Origin of the sequence: Arthrobacter sp. zg-Y1110 (genome assembly GCF_025244865.1) — a bacterium.
GTDB lineage: Bacteria > Actinomycetota > Actinomycetes > Actinomycetales > Micrococcaceae > Arthrobacter_B.
Genome location: NZ_CP104272.1, coordinates 294878 through 308507 on the forward strand (window position 1 = coordinate 294878; position 13630 = coordinate 308507).

13 protein-coding genes are annotated in these 13630 nt (G+C 65.7%); 7 read left to right on the forward strand and 6 right to left on the reverse strand.

The features are described from left to right. Positions 1-28 precede the first annotated feature (28 nt). A complete protein-coding gene (locus N2K99_RS01495; protein ID WP_227934137.1) occupies positions 29-619 on the forward strand; it encodes a TetR/AcrR family transcriptional regulator in 591 nt (196 codons plus the stop codon). Here the strand turns inward: N2K99_RS01495 and N2K99_RS01500 are convergent. From N2K99_RS01500 to N2K99_RS01510, 3 genes are all read right to left on the reverse strand, one after another. Beyond that, the gene (locus N2K99_RS01500; RefSeq protein ID WP_227934138.1) at positions 616-2727 is read right to left on the reverse strand and encodes an NAD(P)/FAD-dependent oxidoreductase; all 2112 of its coding nucleotides are present in this window, start codon (positions 2725-2727) and stop codon (positions 616-618) included. The genes N2K99_RS01495 and N2K99_RS01500 overlap by 4 nt on opposite strands. Positions 2728-2802: 75 nt before the next feature. Next, positions 2803-4059, reverse strand: coding sequence for a formamidase (gene fmdA / locus N2K99_RS01505; protein WP_227934139.1), 1257 nt, complete (start codon positions 4057-4059; stop codon positions 2803-2805). A 39-nt stretch (positions 4060-4098) separates the two neighbouring features. Further along, complete coding sequence (locus tag N2K99_RS01510) at positions 4099-4404, reverse strand: zinc ribbon domain-containing protein (RefSeq protein WP_227934140.1); 306 nt, start codon at positions 4402-4404, stop codon at positions 4099-4101. Between the two features lie 399 nt (positions 4405-4803). On the opposite strand from N2K99_RS01510, the gene N2K99_RS01515 reads away from it, so the two are divergent. Both N2K99_RS01515 and N2K99_RS01520 read left to right on the forward strand, forming a co-directional pair. After that, positions 4804-6738 carry a BCCT family transporter gene (locus N2K99_RS01515; RefSeq protein WP_227924096.1) on the forward strand — a complete coding sequence of 645 codons (1935 nt, stop codon included), beginning with the start codon at positions 4804-4806 and terminating at the stop codon, positions 6736-6738. A gap of 158 nt (positions 6739-6896) precedes the next feature. Next, positions 6897-7724, forward strand: a complete 828-nt coding sequence (locus tag N2K99_RS01520) for a VOC family protein (protein WP_227924095.1) — start codon at positions 6897-6899, stop codon at positions 7722-7724. Positions 7725-7730: 6 nt separating this feature from the next. On the opposite strand, the gene N2K99_RS01525 is transcribed toward N2K99_RS01520, so the two are convergent. After that, a complete protein-coding gene (locus N2K99_RS01525; protein WP_227934142.1) occupies positions 7731-8759 on the reverse strand; it encodes an isopenicillin N synthase family oxygenase in 1029 nt (342 codons plus the stop codon). A gap of 54 nt (positions 8760-8813) precedes the next feature. Here N2K99_RS01525 and N2K99_RS01530 point away from each other — a divergent pair, with 54 nt between their 5' ends. Continuing rightward, a complete protein-coding gene (locus N2K99_RS01530) occupies positions 8814-9455 on the forward strand; it encodes a glutathione peroxidase (RefSeq protein WP_308036445.1) in 642 nt (213 codons plus the stop codon). Positions 9456-9476: 21 nt separating this feature from the next. On the opposite strand, the gene N2K99_RS01535 is transcribed toward N2K99_RS01530, so the two are convergent. Then, positions 9477-10412 (reverse strand): hypothetical protein, encoded by a 936-nt coding sequence (locus tag N2K99_RS01535; protein WP_227934143.1) that lies wholly within the window; start codon positions 10410-10412, stop codon positions 9477-9479. A gap of 103 nt (positions 10413-10515) precedes the next feature. On the opposite strand from N2K99_RS01535, the gene N2K99_RS01540 reads away from it, so the two are divergent. From N2K99_RS01540 to N2K99_RS01550, 3 genes are read left to right on the forward strand one after another with little or no spacing between them, the layout of a single operon-like run. Continuing rightward, positions 10516-10815 (forward strand): type II toxin-antitoxin system VapB family antitoxin, encoded by a 300-nt coding sequence (locus tag N2K99_RS01540; RefSeq protein WP_227904874.1) that lies wholly within the window; start codon positions 10516-10518, stop codon positions 10813-10815. Further along, a complete protein-coding gene (locus N2K99_RS01545) occupies positions 10808-11485 on the forward strand; it encodes a LytR C-terminal domain-containing protein (protein ID WP_227924089.1) in 678 nt (225 codons plus the stop codon). The genes N2K99_RS01540 and N2K99_RS01545 overlap by 8 nt, the downstream gene beginning before the upstream one ends. Positions 11486-11490: 5 nt before the next feature. Continuing rightward, the gene (locus N2K99_RS01550) at positions 11491-12234 is read left to right on the forward strand and encodes a 4'-phosphopantetheinyl transferase superfamily protein (protein ID WP_227934144.1); all 744 of its coding nucleotides are present in this window, start codon (positions 11491-11493) and stop codon (positions 12232-12234) included. On the opposite strand, the gene N2K99_RS01555 is transcribed toward N2K99_RS01550, so the two are convergent. Next, a complete protein-coding gene (locus N2K99_RS01555) occupies positions 12231-13376 on the reverse strand; it encodes a heparan-alpha-glucosaminide N-acetyltransferase domain-containing protein (protein ID WP_260554705.1) in 1146 nt (381 codons plus the stop codon). The genes N2K99_RS01550 and N2K99_RS01555 overlap by 4 nt on opposite strands. Between the last annotated feature and the right edge of the window lie 254 nt (positions 13377-13630).

Here is a 13630-nt window from a genome sequence, read left to right on the forward strand (position 1 = left end):
GGTTGGTTGGCTTAGCTAGACTACAGGTATGAGAACCGACGGCGAAGCCACGCGGGCCAGGATCCTGGCTGCAGCACGAAAAGAGTTTGCACAGTATGGGCTGGCCGGTGCCCGTGTTGACCGTATTGCGGAAGAGGCACGCGCCAGCAAGGAACGTCTTTATGCGTATTTCGGCGGAAAAAGTGCCTTGTTCGCCGCAGTGCTGGCAACGAACCTGCAGGAGACCACGGACCAGGTTCCACGGGATGCGCTGGACCTTCCCGGGTTCGTCGGCGCCCTCTACGACCATGCGGTGGAGCACCCCGAGCATCTGCGCATGCTGGACTGGGCCCGGCTCGAGGGGGCGCCGGAAGTGCTGGCCCCCTGCAGCCGCCCGGGGCCGTCGTCCGCCGATATTGCCGCCGCCCAGGCACAGGGGATCATTGATCCTGCCTGGGATCCGGATGACCTGATGACCCTGCTTTTTTCGCTGGCCACTGCATGGGCGCAGTCCCCGGAATTGCTCTACACCGGCAGGACCGAGGATTCCGAGGCCGCCCGCGAACGACGCCGGCAGGCCGCCATCACTGCGGCCTGCCGGCTTCTTGCGCCTCCAAAGGAGGAGGCAATACCGTCCTAGAGCTCGGTGCTCACCTTCCAGGACGAGTGGATGGCGCCGTGGATGTAGTTGACTTCACCGGCGTCGCCGACGACGTCGCAGCTGATGTCCGCGGCCCGCAGCTCGTCCGCCAGCGGTGAGGCCGACGTCGTGCCGTCCGCGTAGACCACCATGTCGGCGGGGGCGGAGAAGCTTTCCCCGCCCACGGTCCACTCGACGCTCTTCTCGGTGATGCGGGTGATGGAGGCGTTGCGGTGGATCTTCACGCCGTGCTTTTCCGATTCCTTCACTGCGGTCCAGCGGCGCGGCATGGCCAGCGGCAGGCCGAGCTGCTGCTTTTCATGCAGCAGCGTGACCCGGCGGCCGCGCTCGGCAAGGAACTCGGACAGCTCGAGGCCCACGAGGGAACCGCCGATCACCACCACGTCCTTGCCCATGGGCAGCCAGACCTTGGTGAACTGGCGGACAAACTCCGGGCTCTTGGTCACGCCGGAGAGGCGGCCGAGCTTGCCCAGGGTGCTCAACACTGCGCCGGCTTCCTCAGCGGTGGCGGTGCCGAGCATCATGGCACGCAGCGTGTCACCGGTCTGTACGATCGGCAGGTCGCCGCCCGGGAAGTCCGGCTTGGGACGGACGGCGCCGGTGGCCACGATCACGTGGTCCGGGTGCAGGGCCCGAATGGATTCCACGGTGGCCGGGGTGTTCAGCTTCACCGCAATGTTCAGGCGCCGGATTTCGGACTTGAACCACTTCAGCAGGCGTTCGTTGTCCGGGGTGGTCATGGTGGAGAACCACATGGTGCCGCCGAGGCGGTCCGACTTGTCCACGACGGTGACCCGGTGGCCGCGCTCGGTCAGGACCCGGGCGCTTTCCAGACCGGCGGGGCCGGCGCCGACAACCACTACGTGCTTGGTCGCGGATGCAGGCTTCAGCGGCAGCAGTGCCTCGTTGCCCAATGCGGGGTTGACCGCACAGAACGGGGTGTCGTCGAAGAAGTTCTCCGCGACGCAGAGGTAACAGTTGATGCAGGGGCGGACCTGGTCGAACTTGCCGTCACGCAGCTTATTCGGCAGCTCCGGGTCGGCCAGCAGCTGGCGTCCCATCGCTGCGAAGTCGATCTCTCCGGCGGCCAGCGCCTTTTCGGAAACCTCCGGCAGCATCCGGCCGACGGCGATCACCGGAACACTGACGTGTTTCTTGATCTCCGCGGCGTTCTTCAGGTAGGCACCCACCTTGTTGGGCAGCGGGCCGTCGGTGAAGTTGTCGAACGGGTTGCGTCCCCAGCCGGTGACGTGGATGGCGTCAGCGCCGGCCTTTTCGAACAGTTTGGAGGCCTCGATCGCCTCGTCGAGGGTCAGGCCGCCCTCCTGTCCGTATTCTTCACCGGCCACACGGACCAGGACGGCCAGGCGATCGCCTACCCGCTCCTTGACGGCAGTGATGACTTCGCAGGCCAGCCGGGCCCGGTTTTCCAGGGAGCCGCCGTATTCATCCGTGCGCAGGTTGTCCCGCTGGTTAAGGAAGACGCCGAGGATGTAGCCGTGCGCCACGTGGATCTCGATTGCGTCGGCGTCGGCCTTGGCGACGCGTTCGGCGGCGTCGGCCCAGGTGGAGACCAGCCAGGAAATGTCCTCGGCCGTCATCTCGCGGTAGGCAGTCTTCTTGCCGGCGGTGGCGGCGCCCATCTTGCCGAGCTCTTCGCGGGTGCTGTCCGCCAGGGCGGACATGTCATAGGTGTAGTCCGGCTGGTTGGGTGCGAGCACCGGACGGTCATTGGCGACGTCCACGCGGGCAACTTTGCCGTGGTGCGTGGACTGGATGCAGAGCTTGCTGCCGGCGGCGTGAACGGCATCGGCCAGCGCCTTGAGGCCGGGAATGTACTTGTCATCCGACAGTCCCGGCTCCTTCATGGACGCCGCGCCGTGCGGGAACGCGATGGCGCAGGCACCGGTGATGATCAGGCCGGCGCCTCCCGCGGCACGGGCCACGTAGTGGTCGATTTCAGGCTGTTCAATCTCGCCGTGCTCGGAGACGTTCATGTCCATCGCCGGCAGGACGATGCGGTTGTGCGTTTCCATGGGGCCCATGCGCCCCGGGGCCATGAGGTGGGGGAAGTTTTTGGTATTCACAGGGGTATTTTAGCCCCGATGTGTACACCGTAAACACGCGCCGCGGCCCGCCGGGCCGCGCCCGCTCCCCGCCGGTCAGGTGCGGCTTGCCCGCGGCGCTCCAATGCCCGGGTCAATCTGGAACGGTCCGGCCGCCGACGGACGGACATCGAAGTCGAAAATGGACGTCGGAATGTACACCGTGGAACACGAATTGGGGATGTCCACCACTCCGGACAGGCGGCCCTCGATCGGTGCGGCACCCAGCAGCAGGTAGGCCTGTTCCGGGCTGTAACCGAACTTCGTCAGGTAGTCGATCGCGTGCAGGCAGGCCCGCTGGTAGGACAGGTGCGAGTCGAGATAGCGCTGCTCGCCGTCGAGCGTCACCGAGGTGCCCGAGAACGCGATCCACTCACTGAACTGCGGATCCACGTTGCCGGGCATAAAGAGTGCGTTTTCGGACACGCCGTAGGTCTCCATGCCGCCCTTAATAAGGTCCACTCGGAGATCGATGAACCCGCCCATTTCAATGGCGCCGCAGAAGGTGATTTCGCCGTCGCCCTGGGAGAAGTGCAGGTCACCCACCGAGAGGTTCGCGCCGTCCACAAACACCGGATAGAAGATCCGGCTCCCCTTGGACAGGTTCTTGATGTCCTGGTTTCCACCGTTCTCCCGCGGCGGCGCGGTACGGGCAGCTTCCGCGCCCACCCGTTCCCACTGGTCCCGGGGCAGGCCCCCGAGGACGGCGTGTTCGGCCTCCGGCGGCAGCGCCAGCGGCGGCACCCGCTGCGGGTCGGTGGCGATCAAGTCGCCTTCCCGCCGGTTCCACTTGGCGAGCAGGTCCGACGACGGCGCGGTCCCCATTAGTCCGGGATGGATCAGGCCGGTAAAGGAGACGCCGGGAACGTGCCGGGAGGTGGCGGTCTGGCCCGTGAAATCCCAGACGGCCTTGTAAGCGTCGGGGAACTGCTCGGTGAGGAAACCGCCGCCGTTCTCCCGGGCGAAAATCCCGGTGTAACCCCAGCCCTGTCCCGCCAGCGGGCCGGAGTCTTCCTGGGGAATGGGGCCGACGTCGAGGATGTCCACCACGAGCAGGTCGCCGGGACGCGCGCCTTCCACCGCGAACGGGCCGCTGAGTTTATGCACGGTCAGCAGCGGGGCGTTGAGGATGTCCTCGGCGGAATCGTCATTGACGATGGCGCCGTCGAACCACTCGCGGCAGTCCACCCGGAAGGCCTCTCCTGGCTTGAGCACCGCGACGGGCGGTATTTCGGGATGCCACCGGTTGTGCCCCAGCTTTTCCTGGTCCTCGAACTTCCGGGACGAATCAAGGGGAAAGACGGTCTTCGGCATGGCTTCTCCTCTAACTGGGGCGGGCTCTTGCGCGGAGTTTTAGTCGGGGCGGGGCAGCTTTCGGTGGAGCGGATTGGTGGTGATGTTGCCGGCCGGACGGGTACCGGACATCGGGCCGGGGGAGCGGACGACGGCGGGCTCCGACGCCGAGCGCTGCGTGGACTCGATCTGTTGGTACGCGGTGGAGGAAGCGCGCGAGAGATTGGGCACGGTGAAGCGACGCCGGGCGGGAGCCCCGCAGCTGGGGCAGGGGAGGGAAGCAGGGGCAGAGCCCATGGCGAGCTGGACCTCGAAATCGGCGCAGGTGAACCCGGCTGAACCGCAGCGATAGGCGTAGAGCGGCATGTCGAAAGCCTTTCGATCACCGAGGGAGCGTCACGGACTGGAAATAGCGGTGCCGCTCCGGCTTGCCCGACAGCCTAGGGACGGGGCCGGAGCGAGTCAACGGTAGGTGCGCGATGGGGATATTCGGCCGGCTGCAATTGTTTTGAGGGAATTATCAGAATGAATTGTTAAGAGATATTAGTAACAGGACTTTCGCTATTTCTGTCGACTGCATCGGTGAGTAAAGTGCAATACTTTCGCGGCGCAGGGCTATCCATGGAGCATGGTTTGGGCCCTGACGCTCGATTGGTCCTACCGCGGCATTAGTGCTATGCGGGCGCTTCCGCGCTTGGTCGAGGGGGCACCGTTGCAATCCATGATTTACTGTAATTGGCGCTTTATGCCCTAAAGTTTAGCGTTATGAATTCCGAGTCTTCACCACCAGAGCACGCCTCAGGCAGTACCGACGGTTCGAGCGTGTCCGGGGCTCCGGTGCGCAAGGCTGCCGGCCGCCCTGTCGAGCGTGTCAAAAAAGCGCTGCGTACTGCTGCTTCCGCCCCAGCGCTTAGCCTCCATCCCGGGCTGGTCCCGGGTATCAGCGTTGAGGACACCGGGGTCAGCTATCCGACCCGGCGCAGCGTGTTCATTTTTGCCATGGCCATCTCTGTCGCTGTCCTGGCGTGGGCGATTTTTGCGCCCAGCAACCTCAGTTCCGTGGGCACCGGCATACAGGGCTGGGTGGTTGTGCATTTCGGATGGCTGTTTAACGCCACCATGGTTGCCGCCGCGATCTTCATGCTGGTGGTCGGCTTCGGGCCGACCGGCAAAATCCGGCTGGGGGCCGACGACAGCACGCCGGAGTACTCCACGACGTCCTGGATCTCCATGCTGTTCGCAGCTGGTCTGGGCATCGCGCTGATCTTCTACGGGCCGATGGAGCCGCTCAGCCATTTCCTCTCCCCGCCGCCCTCGACTGATGCCGAGGCCGGCACCTCCGCCGCCATCCTGCCGGCCATGTCGACCACCTTCCTGCACCAGGCCAGTCTCGCCTGGGTCATCTACGCCCTGGTGGGCGGCGCCCTGGCCTACGCCTCTTTCCGGCGCGGCCGGCTGCCGCTGATTTCGTCGCTGTTTGAACCGGTCTTCCCCGACGGCAACAACCGCGTGCTGGGAAAGATCATCGACGTTTCCGCCGTGCTGGTGACACTGTTCGGCACCGCGACCTCGCTGGGTATCGGCGCGATCCAGATCCGCACCGGAGTCTCGATCATCACGGGCCAGGAGCTGGGCAACGGCTTCGTCGTCGTCGCCATCAGCCTCCTGACGGTTGTCTTCACCATCTCCGCGGTCGCCGGCATCAAGAGGGGCATCCGGCTGCTCTCCAACCTCAACATGACCCTGGTCATTCTGCTGACGCTCTTTGTCCTGCTGACCGGTCCGACGTTCTTCCTGCTCGATCTGCTGCCCGCCTCGCTCATCGCGTTTGTCGGCAACCTGCCGGACATGCTGACCGTCTTCGCCGGCCAGGGCGCCGAGCAGGAGGCCTTCCTGACCGGCTGGACCACCCTGTACTGGGCCTGGTGGATCTCCTGGTCGCCGTTCGTGGGAATGTTCATCGCCAAGATCTCCAAGGGCCGCACCCTGCGCCAGTTCGTCACCGTCGTCGTCTTCGTTCCCTTGTCCATCTCCGTCTGCTGGTACACGGTCTTCGGCGGCACCGCCATCTGGATGAACCAGAACGGGCTGGACCTGACCATGAAGGGCTCCGGAGAGAACGTCATGTTCGATCTGCTGGCCAACCTGCCGTTCAGCTCCGTGACGGCGATCGTGTGCATGCTCGCGATTATGGTCTTCTTCGTCACCGCCGCGGACTCGGCGGCCAACGTCATGGGTTCGATGTCCCAGTCGGGCCGGCCCGTGCCCTCGAAATCGGTGACCATCATCTGGTCGGCGGCACTCGGGCTGATGGCCATGTTCCTGCTGCTGGCCGGGGGGCACAACGCCCTCTCGGGACTCCAGGCCATGATGGTGACCAGCGCCCTGCCGTTCACCATCATCCTCGTCGGTGTGATGATCTCCTGGGCCAAGGACCTGCGCAACGACCCGCTGATGATCCGGCGCCGGTATGCGCTGGAGGCCATCAGCGGCGGCGTGCGCCGCGGCATCGACGAGCACGGAGACGACTTCGTCTTCGGCACCGCGCATGTGCCGGAGGCTGAAGGCGCCGGTGCCGACTTTGAGAGCGACGACCCCGCCCTCACCGAGTGGTACACGGACAACGTGCAGGACCAGGATGTTGTTGAGGGCCCGGAGGAAGAGCCTTCGGAGAAGGTAAAAGCAGGCGCCGTCGACTAGCGCTCTTGCCGAACTGAAAGCGGAAGCGGGCACCACATGGTTCCCGCTTCCGCAGCCGGCTGGAATCATCTCGCCGGCCTCGAATGTCCCCGGCAGCTCCCGGGTCTACCCTGCCGGTTTCCCGCCTACTAGGCTGTGGCCGTGGACGGGAGCAGGCCATGACAGCAAGGACCTATCCGGCGGGAGTGCCGTGCTGGATCGACACCGAACAGCCTGACGTTGACGCCGCCGCTGACTTTTACGGGCGGCTCTTTGGGTGGACCTTCGAGGATGCGACGCCGCCGGGAGCGCCGGGGCGCTACCGGATTGCCCGACTCAACGGAGCCGACGTCGGCGGGTTCGCTGACAGCGGCGGGTCCGGTGCGGCGTGGAATACCTATCTGGCAGTCGACGACGCCGAGGCCGCGGCTGAACGCCTGGAGTCTGCCGGTGCGACGGTGAAGTCCCCGCCGTCCGATGCCGGGGAGGGCGGCCGCGCCGCTGTGCTGGCCGATCCCGAGGGCGCTGAGTTCCGGATCTGGCAGGCCCGGCGCCGGTTGGGAACCCAGGTGGTCAACGAGCCCGGGGCATGGAACTTCAGTGATCTGCATACGGCCGACGCCGGTGCTGCCGCCGCGTTCTACGGCAACGCCTTCGGCTGGCAGGCCGACGATCTGGGGTACGGGTGGCTGGTCCGCAGGCCGGGCTACGGCGACCACCTCGAGGCGACGGTCGATCCCGGCATCCGGGAGCGGCAGGCAGGGATCCAGGTTCCGCCCGGCTTCGAAGATGCGGTTGCCTGGTATGTGGATGCAGGCGCCGGCGAACAGCCGCACTGGCATGTCACGTTTGCCGTATCGGACCGCGACCGGACTGCAGGTGCCGCCGGACAACTCGGCGGCACCGTCCTGGACCAGAGCGATGAAGAGTGGTCGCGCACGGCCTTGATCCGTGACCCGCAAGGTGCGGAATTCACCGCCAGCCAGTTCACTCCGCCGTCGGGCTGAGCCGGCCTACTTCCCCACCAGCTCCGGATGATGCAGCTTGGCCACCTGCGGGTGCGCCCGCAGCCAGCCCTTCAGGACGTTGGCGCCGTAGGAGGCCAGCATGGGGTTGTCCGGATCATCGGAAATTCCCCGGGACTGCGCAGCCAGCTCGGCAGGGAGCTGCACCGGGTCGATCACCGTGTCCAGCCGCGGGGACCAGAAGAACGGAATGGCGTAGCGGTCCACGCCCGGCGCCGGTGCCAGGACACGGTGGATAGTCGCGGAGAGGTAGCCCTGGGTGGCCACCTCGAGCATTTCGCCCAGGTTCACCACCAGCGCGCCGGGGATGGGTTCAACCGGAAGCCAGGTGTCGGACTCATGCGGCTTCACTTCCAGGCCGCCCACCGAATCCTGCAGCAGCAGGGTGATGAAGCCGTAGTCGGCATGGGCGCCGACGCCCTGGGTGCCGGCTTCCTTCACGACGCCGCCCACGTAGTGGATGAGCTTGGCCATCCAGGCGGGGGTGTCCTCGAAGGGTTCGGCGAAGTGGTCCTCGGGCAGTTCCAGGGACACCGCGATGGCGCTGAGCAGCTCCGCACCCACCCAGCTCATCGCCTCCGCCCAGTCCATGGCGGTGGAGCGCAGCTCGGGCAGCACCTCATCCGGGAACTGGTTGGGGCCCTGGACCAGCCAGTACGGCTGGTCCGCAGGATAATCCGCCACGGGTGCGCGTTCCGGGCCGAAGTCCACCTGCTCGCGGGCATCGGGGCGGCCCTTGGTGATTTCGGTGCCGAGCCGGGTGTAGCCGCGGAAGTGCGGGGAATTGCGGTTGTCCAGGGCCAGCCGGTCCTCGAGCGGCAGGTTGAAGAACCGCTTCGTGACGTCGAACAGCTCCTCCACCCGGGCCTGGGCGGCACCGTAGCCGACCAGCTGGAAGAAGCCGATCCGGTGCGTGGCATCGCGCAGTTGGTCGATGAATTCGGGATTGAAGGAGCCGTCGGCGTTGCGTGCCGTGCTCAGGTCCAGGACGGGAATTGACTCGGGAATCACACTCATAGCGGCAAGTTATCACCGGGCATGTCAAGTTCGAACAGAATATTACGAAGTGCTATGAACCACGTCCCGGTGTTTCGTTCGGTAGGCATCGGCGCCGGAAATTCGGTATTGCGCCGCGAATGGGATGCAATGGAAGCAGGCCAAACGAAAGGGAGCTCCGTGGAGGACAACGCCTTGTATGACAACTCGTACGACAATACGAACGACAACTTGTACGACATTCCCCTGACCATGCTGGACGGCACCGAAACCACCTTCGGAGAACTGTTCCGAGGCAAGGCCGTGCTGGTGGTGAACGTTGCCTCGCGCTGCGGTTTCACCACCCAGTACGAGGGACTGCAGGCCCTCTACGAAACCTATGAGCACCGGAACTTCACCATCCTCGGCGTGCCCAGCAACTCCTTCGCCGGGCAGGAACCGGGCACCAACGAAGAGATCGCCGAGTTCTGCTCGCGGAACTTCGGCGTCACCTTCCCGCTGACAGCCAAGGTCGACGTCAACGGACCGAACCGGCACCCGCTCTACGCAGCCCTGACCCGGTTCCATGACGGCGAGCTGGGCGACGAAATCGGCTGGAACTTCGAGAAGTTCCTCATCACCGACAGCGGCGAAATTGTGGGCCGCTTCGCGTCCGCCGTCGCCCCCGGGGCACCGGAAATCCAGGAATCCGTAGAAGCGGTCCTGCGCCTGGAGTAGGGCTCCAGCGCCGGGGGAGTGCTAGACGACGACGGTGTCGTCGTCCGCTTCCCCGGCAGCCATTGCCACCCAGCGTTCAAAGAAGGCCGCGCCGGCGTCGTCGTGAATCAGGGACCCGGCCGTCAGCACCGGATAGGGCGTGGACGGGACCCCGTCCGCCGGCCGCACGTCCACGTGCGCGACGTCGTACCCCTGTGCGTCCAGTTCGTCAGCCATGGCGTAATCGGTGCGGGAATCGCCGACCGTCCGCCAGACGTGCGGAACCGGCGTGCCGTCGGCTTCGAGCAGGGACAGTGCGCGCCGTGCACCCAGGTCCTTGCCCACCCCCATGGCTTCAATGTCGGTGGAGATGATGGTGGGATCAATGCGGAAGGCGACGGTTCCGCGGGCATCCGGAATGGCATGTTCCAAACGCCGGCCGCCCATTCCGGCCAGGGACATCTGTTCCAGGGCATCGGCGTCGAAGCGGCGCTGGTCCGTGAGGTAATCCGAGTTGTCCACCTGCACGTGCTGCTCCACGGAGACCATGGCCAGCTTGGTTTCGTCGAAGAACATGGTCTCGGAGTACTTGGCGGCCACCAGGTCGCGGATGGCCTCGGCATAGTCGCCGGGGACCTTCAATTCCGGGTCCACCTGGGGCTGGTCAGATCCGGTCCCGTCGAAGGAGAACCAGACGGCACCCTTTTCACACACGGCGTGCAGCCGCACCCCTTCCGGCAGCCCAGCGGCCATCATCGGCTGCATGACCTGCTCGCGGATGAAGGCGTCGGAACGGCCCGTATTGAAAATGACCGGCCAGCCTGCGGATGCCAGGGTAACCAGGTCCCGGATGATGGAGGGACGGACGCTCCGGGAGACGGGGCTGGCCACGGGGCCGTCGACGTCGAGCAGGAGACCGATTCGGGGAGCAGAGGTGTTCACCTCCCCAGTATCCCGTGTCTGCTGCCCGGGCCGCATTTTCGTGTCTCGGGGGTAATCAGCGGCCTAATCGGGGCTTTTGCGGGCGGCGCGCCCGAGCACCGCTGTTTCTTTGGATGCGGATGTTATCTACTCTGTACTAGTGATCTTCAAAGCTGTTGGCGACGTACGCCCCTACCCTGACCATGGATACGTAACACCGAAGGACTGGGCAGCGGTACCTCCCCGGCAGGTTCGCCTGGATGAACTGGTGACCACGAAGGCCACACTGGACCTCGGCGCGCTGCTGGCCGAGGATTCCACCTTTTTCGGAGACCTGTTCCCGCACGTCGTCCAATGGAAGGGCACCATGTACCTCGAAGACGGATTGCACCGGGCCGTAAGGACGGCACTGCACCAGCGGACCATACTGCACGCACGCGTGCTGGTCCTCGATGACTAAGGAGCCCCTTGAGGGGCGGCACCGCGGCAACCCGGCGAGGAACGATCCAAGGGAATGGCACGGGCACCGGATCATTACCGGAGGCGACCTCGGCGCGGTATTTGCACCGACCGAGGAACCGGAGCTCGTCCGGCGTGCGAGACGGCGCCGGCGGCTGCATAATTCAGTGGTCGGGGTGCTGGCGTTGTTCCTGGTGCTGGCAGTGATCCTGGCCCAGGGATTGGTTTCGGGGTGGGTACGGCTGCCCGGGGCAGCACCCAGCACCTCTGCGGGTCCGGTGGACGAATGTCCGGCCGGGCCTTTTCCGTATCTGGACCCCGCCACCGTGACGGTGAATGTCTACAACGCGACGGCGTCGCCGGGCCTGGGCGGAACCGTCGGAGACGCCCTGAATGAGCGCGGATTCCGGGTGGACCGGATAGGCAACAGCAGCGTGAACCGTTCCGGCATGACCGCGCTGGTGCTTTCCGGACCCTCCGGGGCCGCGGCCGCCTACACGCTGCAGCAGCACATTCCCGGCACGGACTACGTCCTGGACGAGCGGACGGACGCATCGGTGGACGTGGTGATCGGCTCCGGATTCCAGGAACTCCTCCCGGCGGAACAGGCCGTGGCGGCGGGCCCGGGTGCCCTGAGTTGTCCGGGCAGTTCGACGCCGGACGGACAGTAACCGCGGTGGGCCTGCCACACAGTGAAACACGCGCCTTTCGACACCGGCAGGAACCGGCGGTACTGCGGCTGGCGGTACGGCCGCTGGACTCGGTGGACCTTCGGGCAGCGGACAGCCTGGGCCCCGCCGTACGCGCACGGGCACAGGGATTCCATCACGAGGAGGACCGCCGTCGTTTCCTTGCCGGACGGCTGGCCGCCCGGTCCCTGGTGGCCGCGTACCTGCAAGCGCCCGAGGACGCGGTGAGCGCAGTGGCGCACTGTCCCGACTGCCTGCACGGCAATGACGGAAGCCACGGGGAGCCGCGCTATTTCATTGCGGGCGAGCCAACCCCGCTCAGGGTCAGTTTCAGCCGTTCCGGGAACTGGCTCGCGGCGGCGCTCGCGCAGACGCGTGTGGGGGTGGACTTGGAGGACTCAGATGCCCGGGCCTTCGCCGATACGGCGGTGGAGGACGTTATGGCCACCGATACGGAAAAGGCGGCCATCGCGGCCGCCGCGGTTTCCAACCGCCCCCGCCTGCGGGCGCAGATCTGGGTACGCAAGGAAGCCCTGCTGAAGGCCTCCGGCCAGGGGCTGCGGGTTGATCCCCGCAATGTGGAAACGGATTTCGGCGAACGGGGGCGCGGAAACGGCGCCGGATTCAGCGGGTTGCGCACGTACGACGTCGGGCCGGAGCAGCTGGGGCTACCCGCCTCCTTTGCGCTGTCCTACGCCGTGGACGCGAGTATTGCGGACGGGTTGGCTTAGCGGCCCCGCTTGGCGGAACGGGGATCCGGGTGCCGCCGAAGGACGGAGTCCCGCGCGGAAGCGGCGCCCCGGGAGACGAGTTTCTCCAACGGCCCCTGTTTCCCCGCACGCTGCCAAATCACCGCGAAGATTACGAATGCGGTGATCTGAAGCCAAAGGGAGATTACCGGGAGGTCGGCCAGTGCCCCGGTGCCGAGGAAAAGCAGATGGGTGCAGTAGAGGGTAAGCGTCATCCGGCCGGGCGCGGACAGGAGGAGTAACGCCTTACCGGCAAAGCGTGAAACCAGCAGCATGGCGCCGAGCACGGCCGTGGCAACTCCGATGGTGTGCAGCAGGTCGAATGGTGTGGTGCTGTGCGGCGCGGCGATGGACAGCCACCACCAGGAGCTGGTGGGAAGGTACTCGTCGGTGCCCCACACCAGGATGCCCTGGAGGTCGTCTGGACTTAGATCCGGTTCCGATGCCAGCAACCGGTCAAACCCCGGACCGGCGAGCAGTAGCCGGGAGCCGAACCAGGCAGCCGCGGCAAGTGCCGCGCCTGACCCCAGCAGCACCAATTGCACTCTGGGACGGTCCAGGCTCATCCTGCCGATAGCGAGCCCGGCGGCAATGTAGGCCAGCCATGGAATGGCGGGGTAGGTCCCTGTCAGCAAAAGCTGACTCAGGAAGACGCCGGGTTCGGTGAACACAGTGGAGAAGGTGGGGTCGAATCCGGGCGCAGGGAGGTAATCCCGCAGGCCCTGCATCAGGATCGGCCCAAGCAGCGCGAACGCCGCTGCGGCGACGAGCAGTGTCCGGGTCGATACTCCCAGCAGCGGGACTGCCAGCAGGAACATGGCACCGTAGTAGGCCAGGATGATGAAGGCGTCCATGTCCACATAAGCGATGGCGAGGCCAAGGGCGGTAACCAGTCCCGCCCTTGCCGCCACACTCCTCCGGGCCGCAGTCAGGAAGTGTCCCCCTTCCGTCCTTGCCCTTCGGGTGGTGAAGGCCAACGTAACCCCGGCCAGAAGGGCAAAGAGCGCGGCCGCCTTGCCGGCGAACAGCAGCCACGTCAGGGTCGGCTCGACATCTTCACCCGAGGCAGGCAGGAGATGGATCGCCATCATCCCGAAAAGCGCCAGCCCGCGCGCAGCGTCCACTCCTGACAGCCTGGGTCTCGATGTAGCTAAGGAAGACATGCTTTGGATCCCATCGGCAGGTGTTGTCCAGCGCCCCTGTCGAGTGCCGGGGTGGACCACACAACCAACGGCGTCTGTCCGTAACCTATCGGAAACCTAAGCGCAGGCTGTGAAGCACCGGAAGCCGTTTTTACCTGTGCCCTGCTTGCCCGTCCTGACGCGGGATGCCCGAGGAACGGAATCCAGGTCGGGTAGTGGTTCGAGTAGCCGCTGCG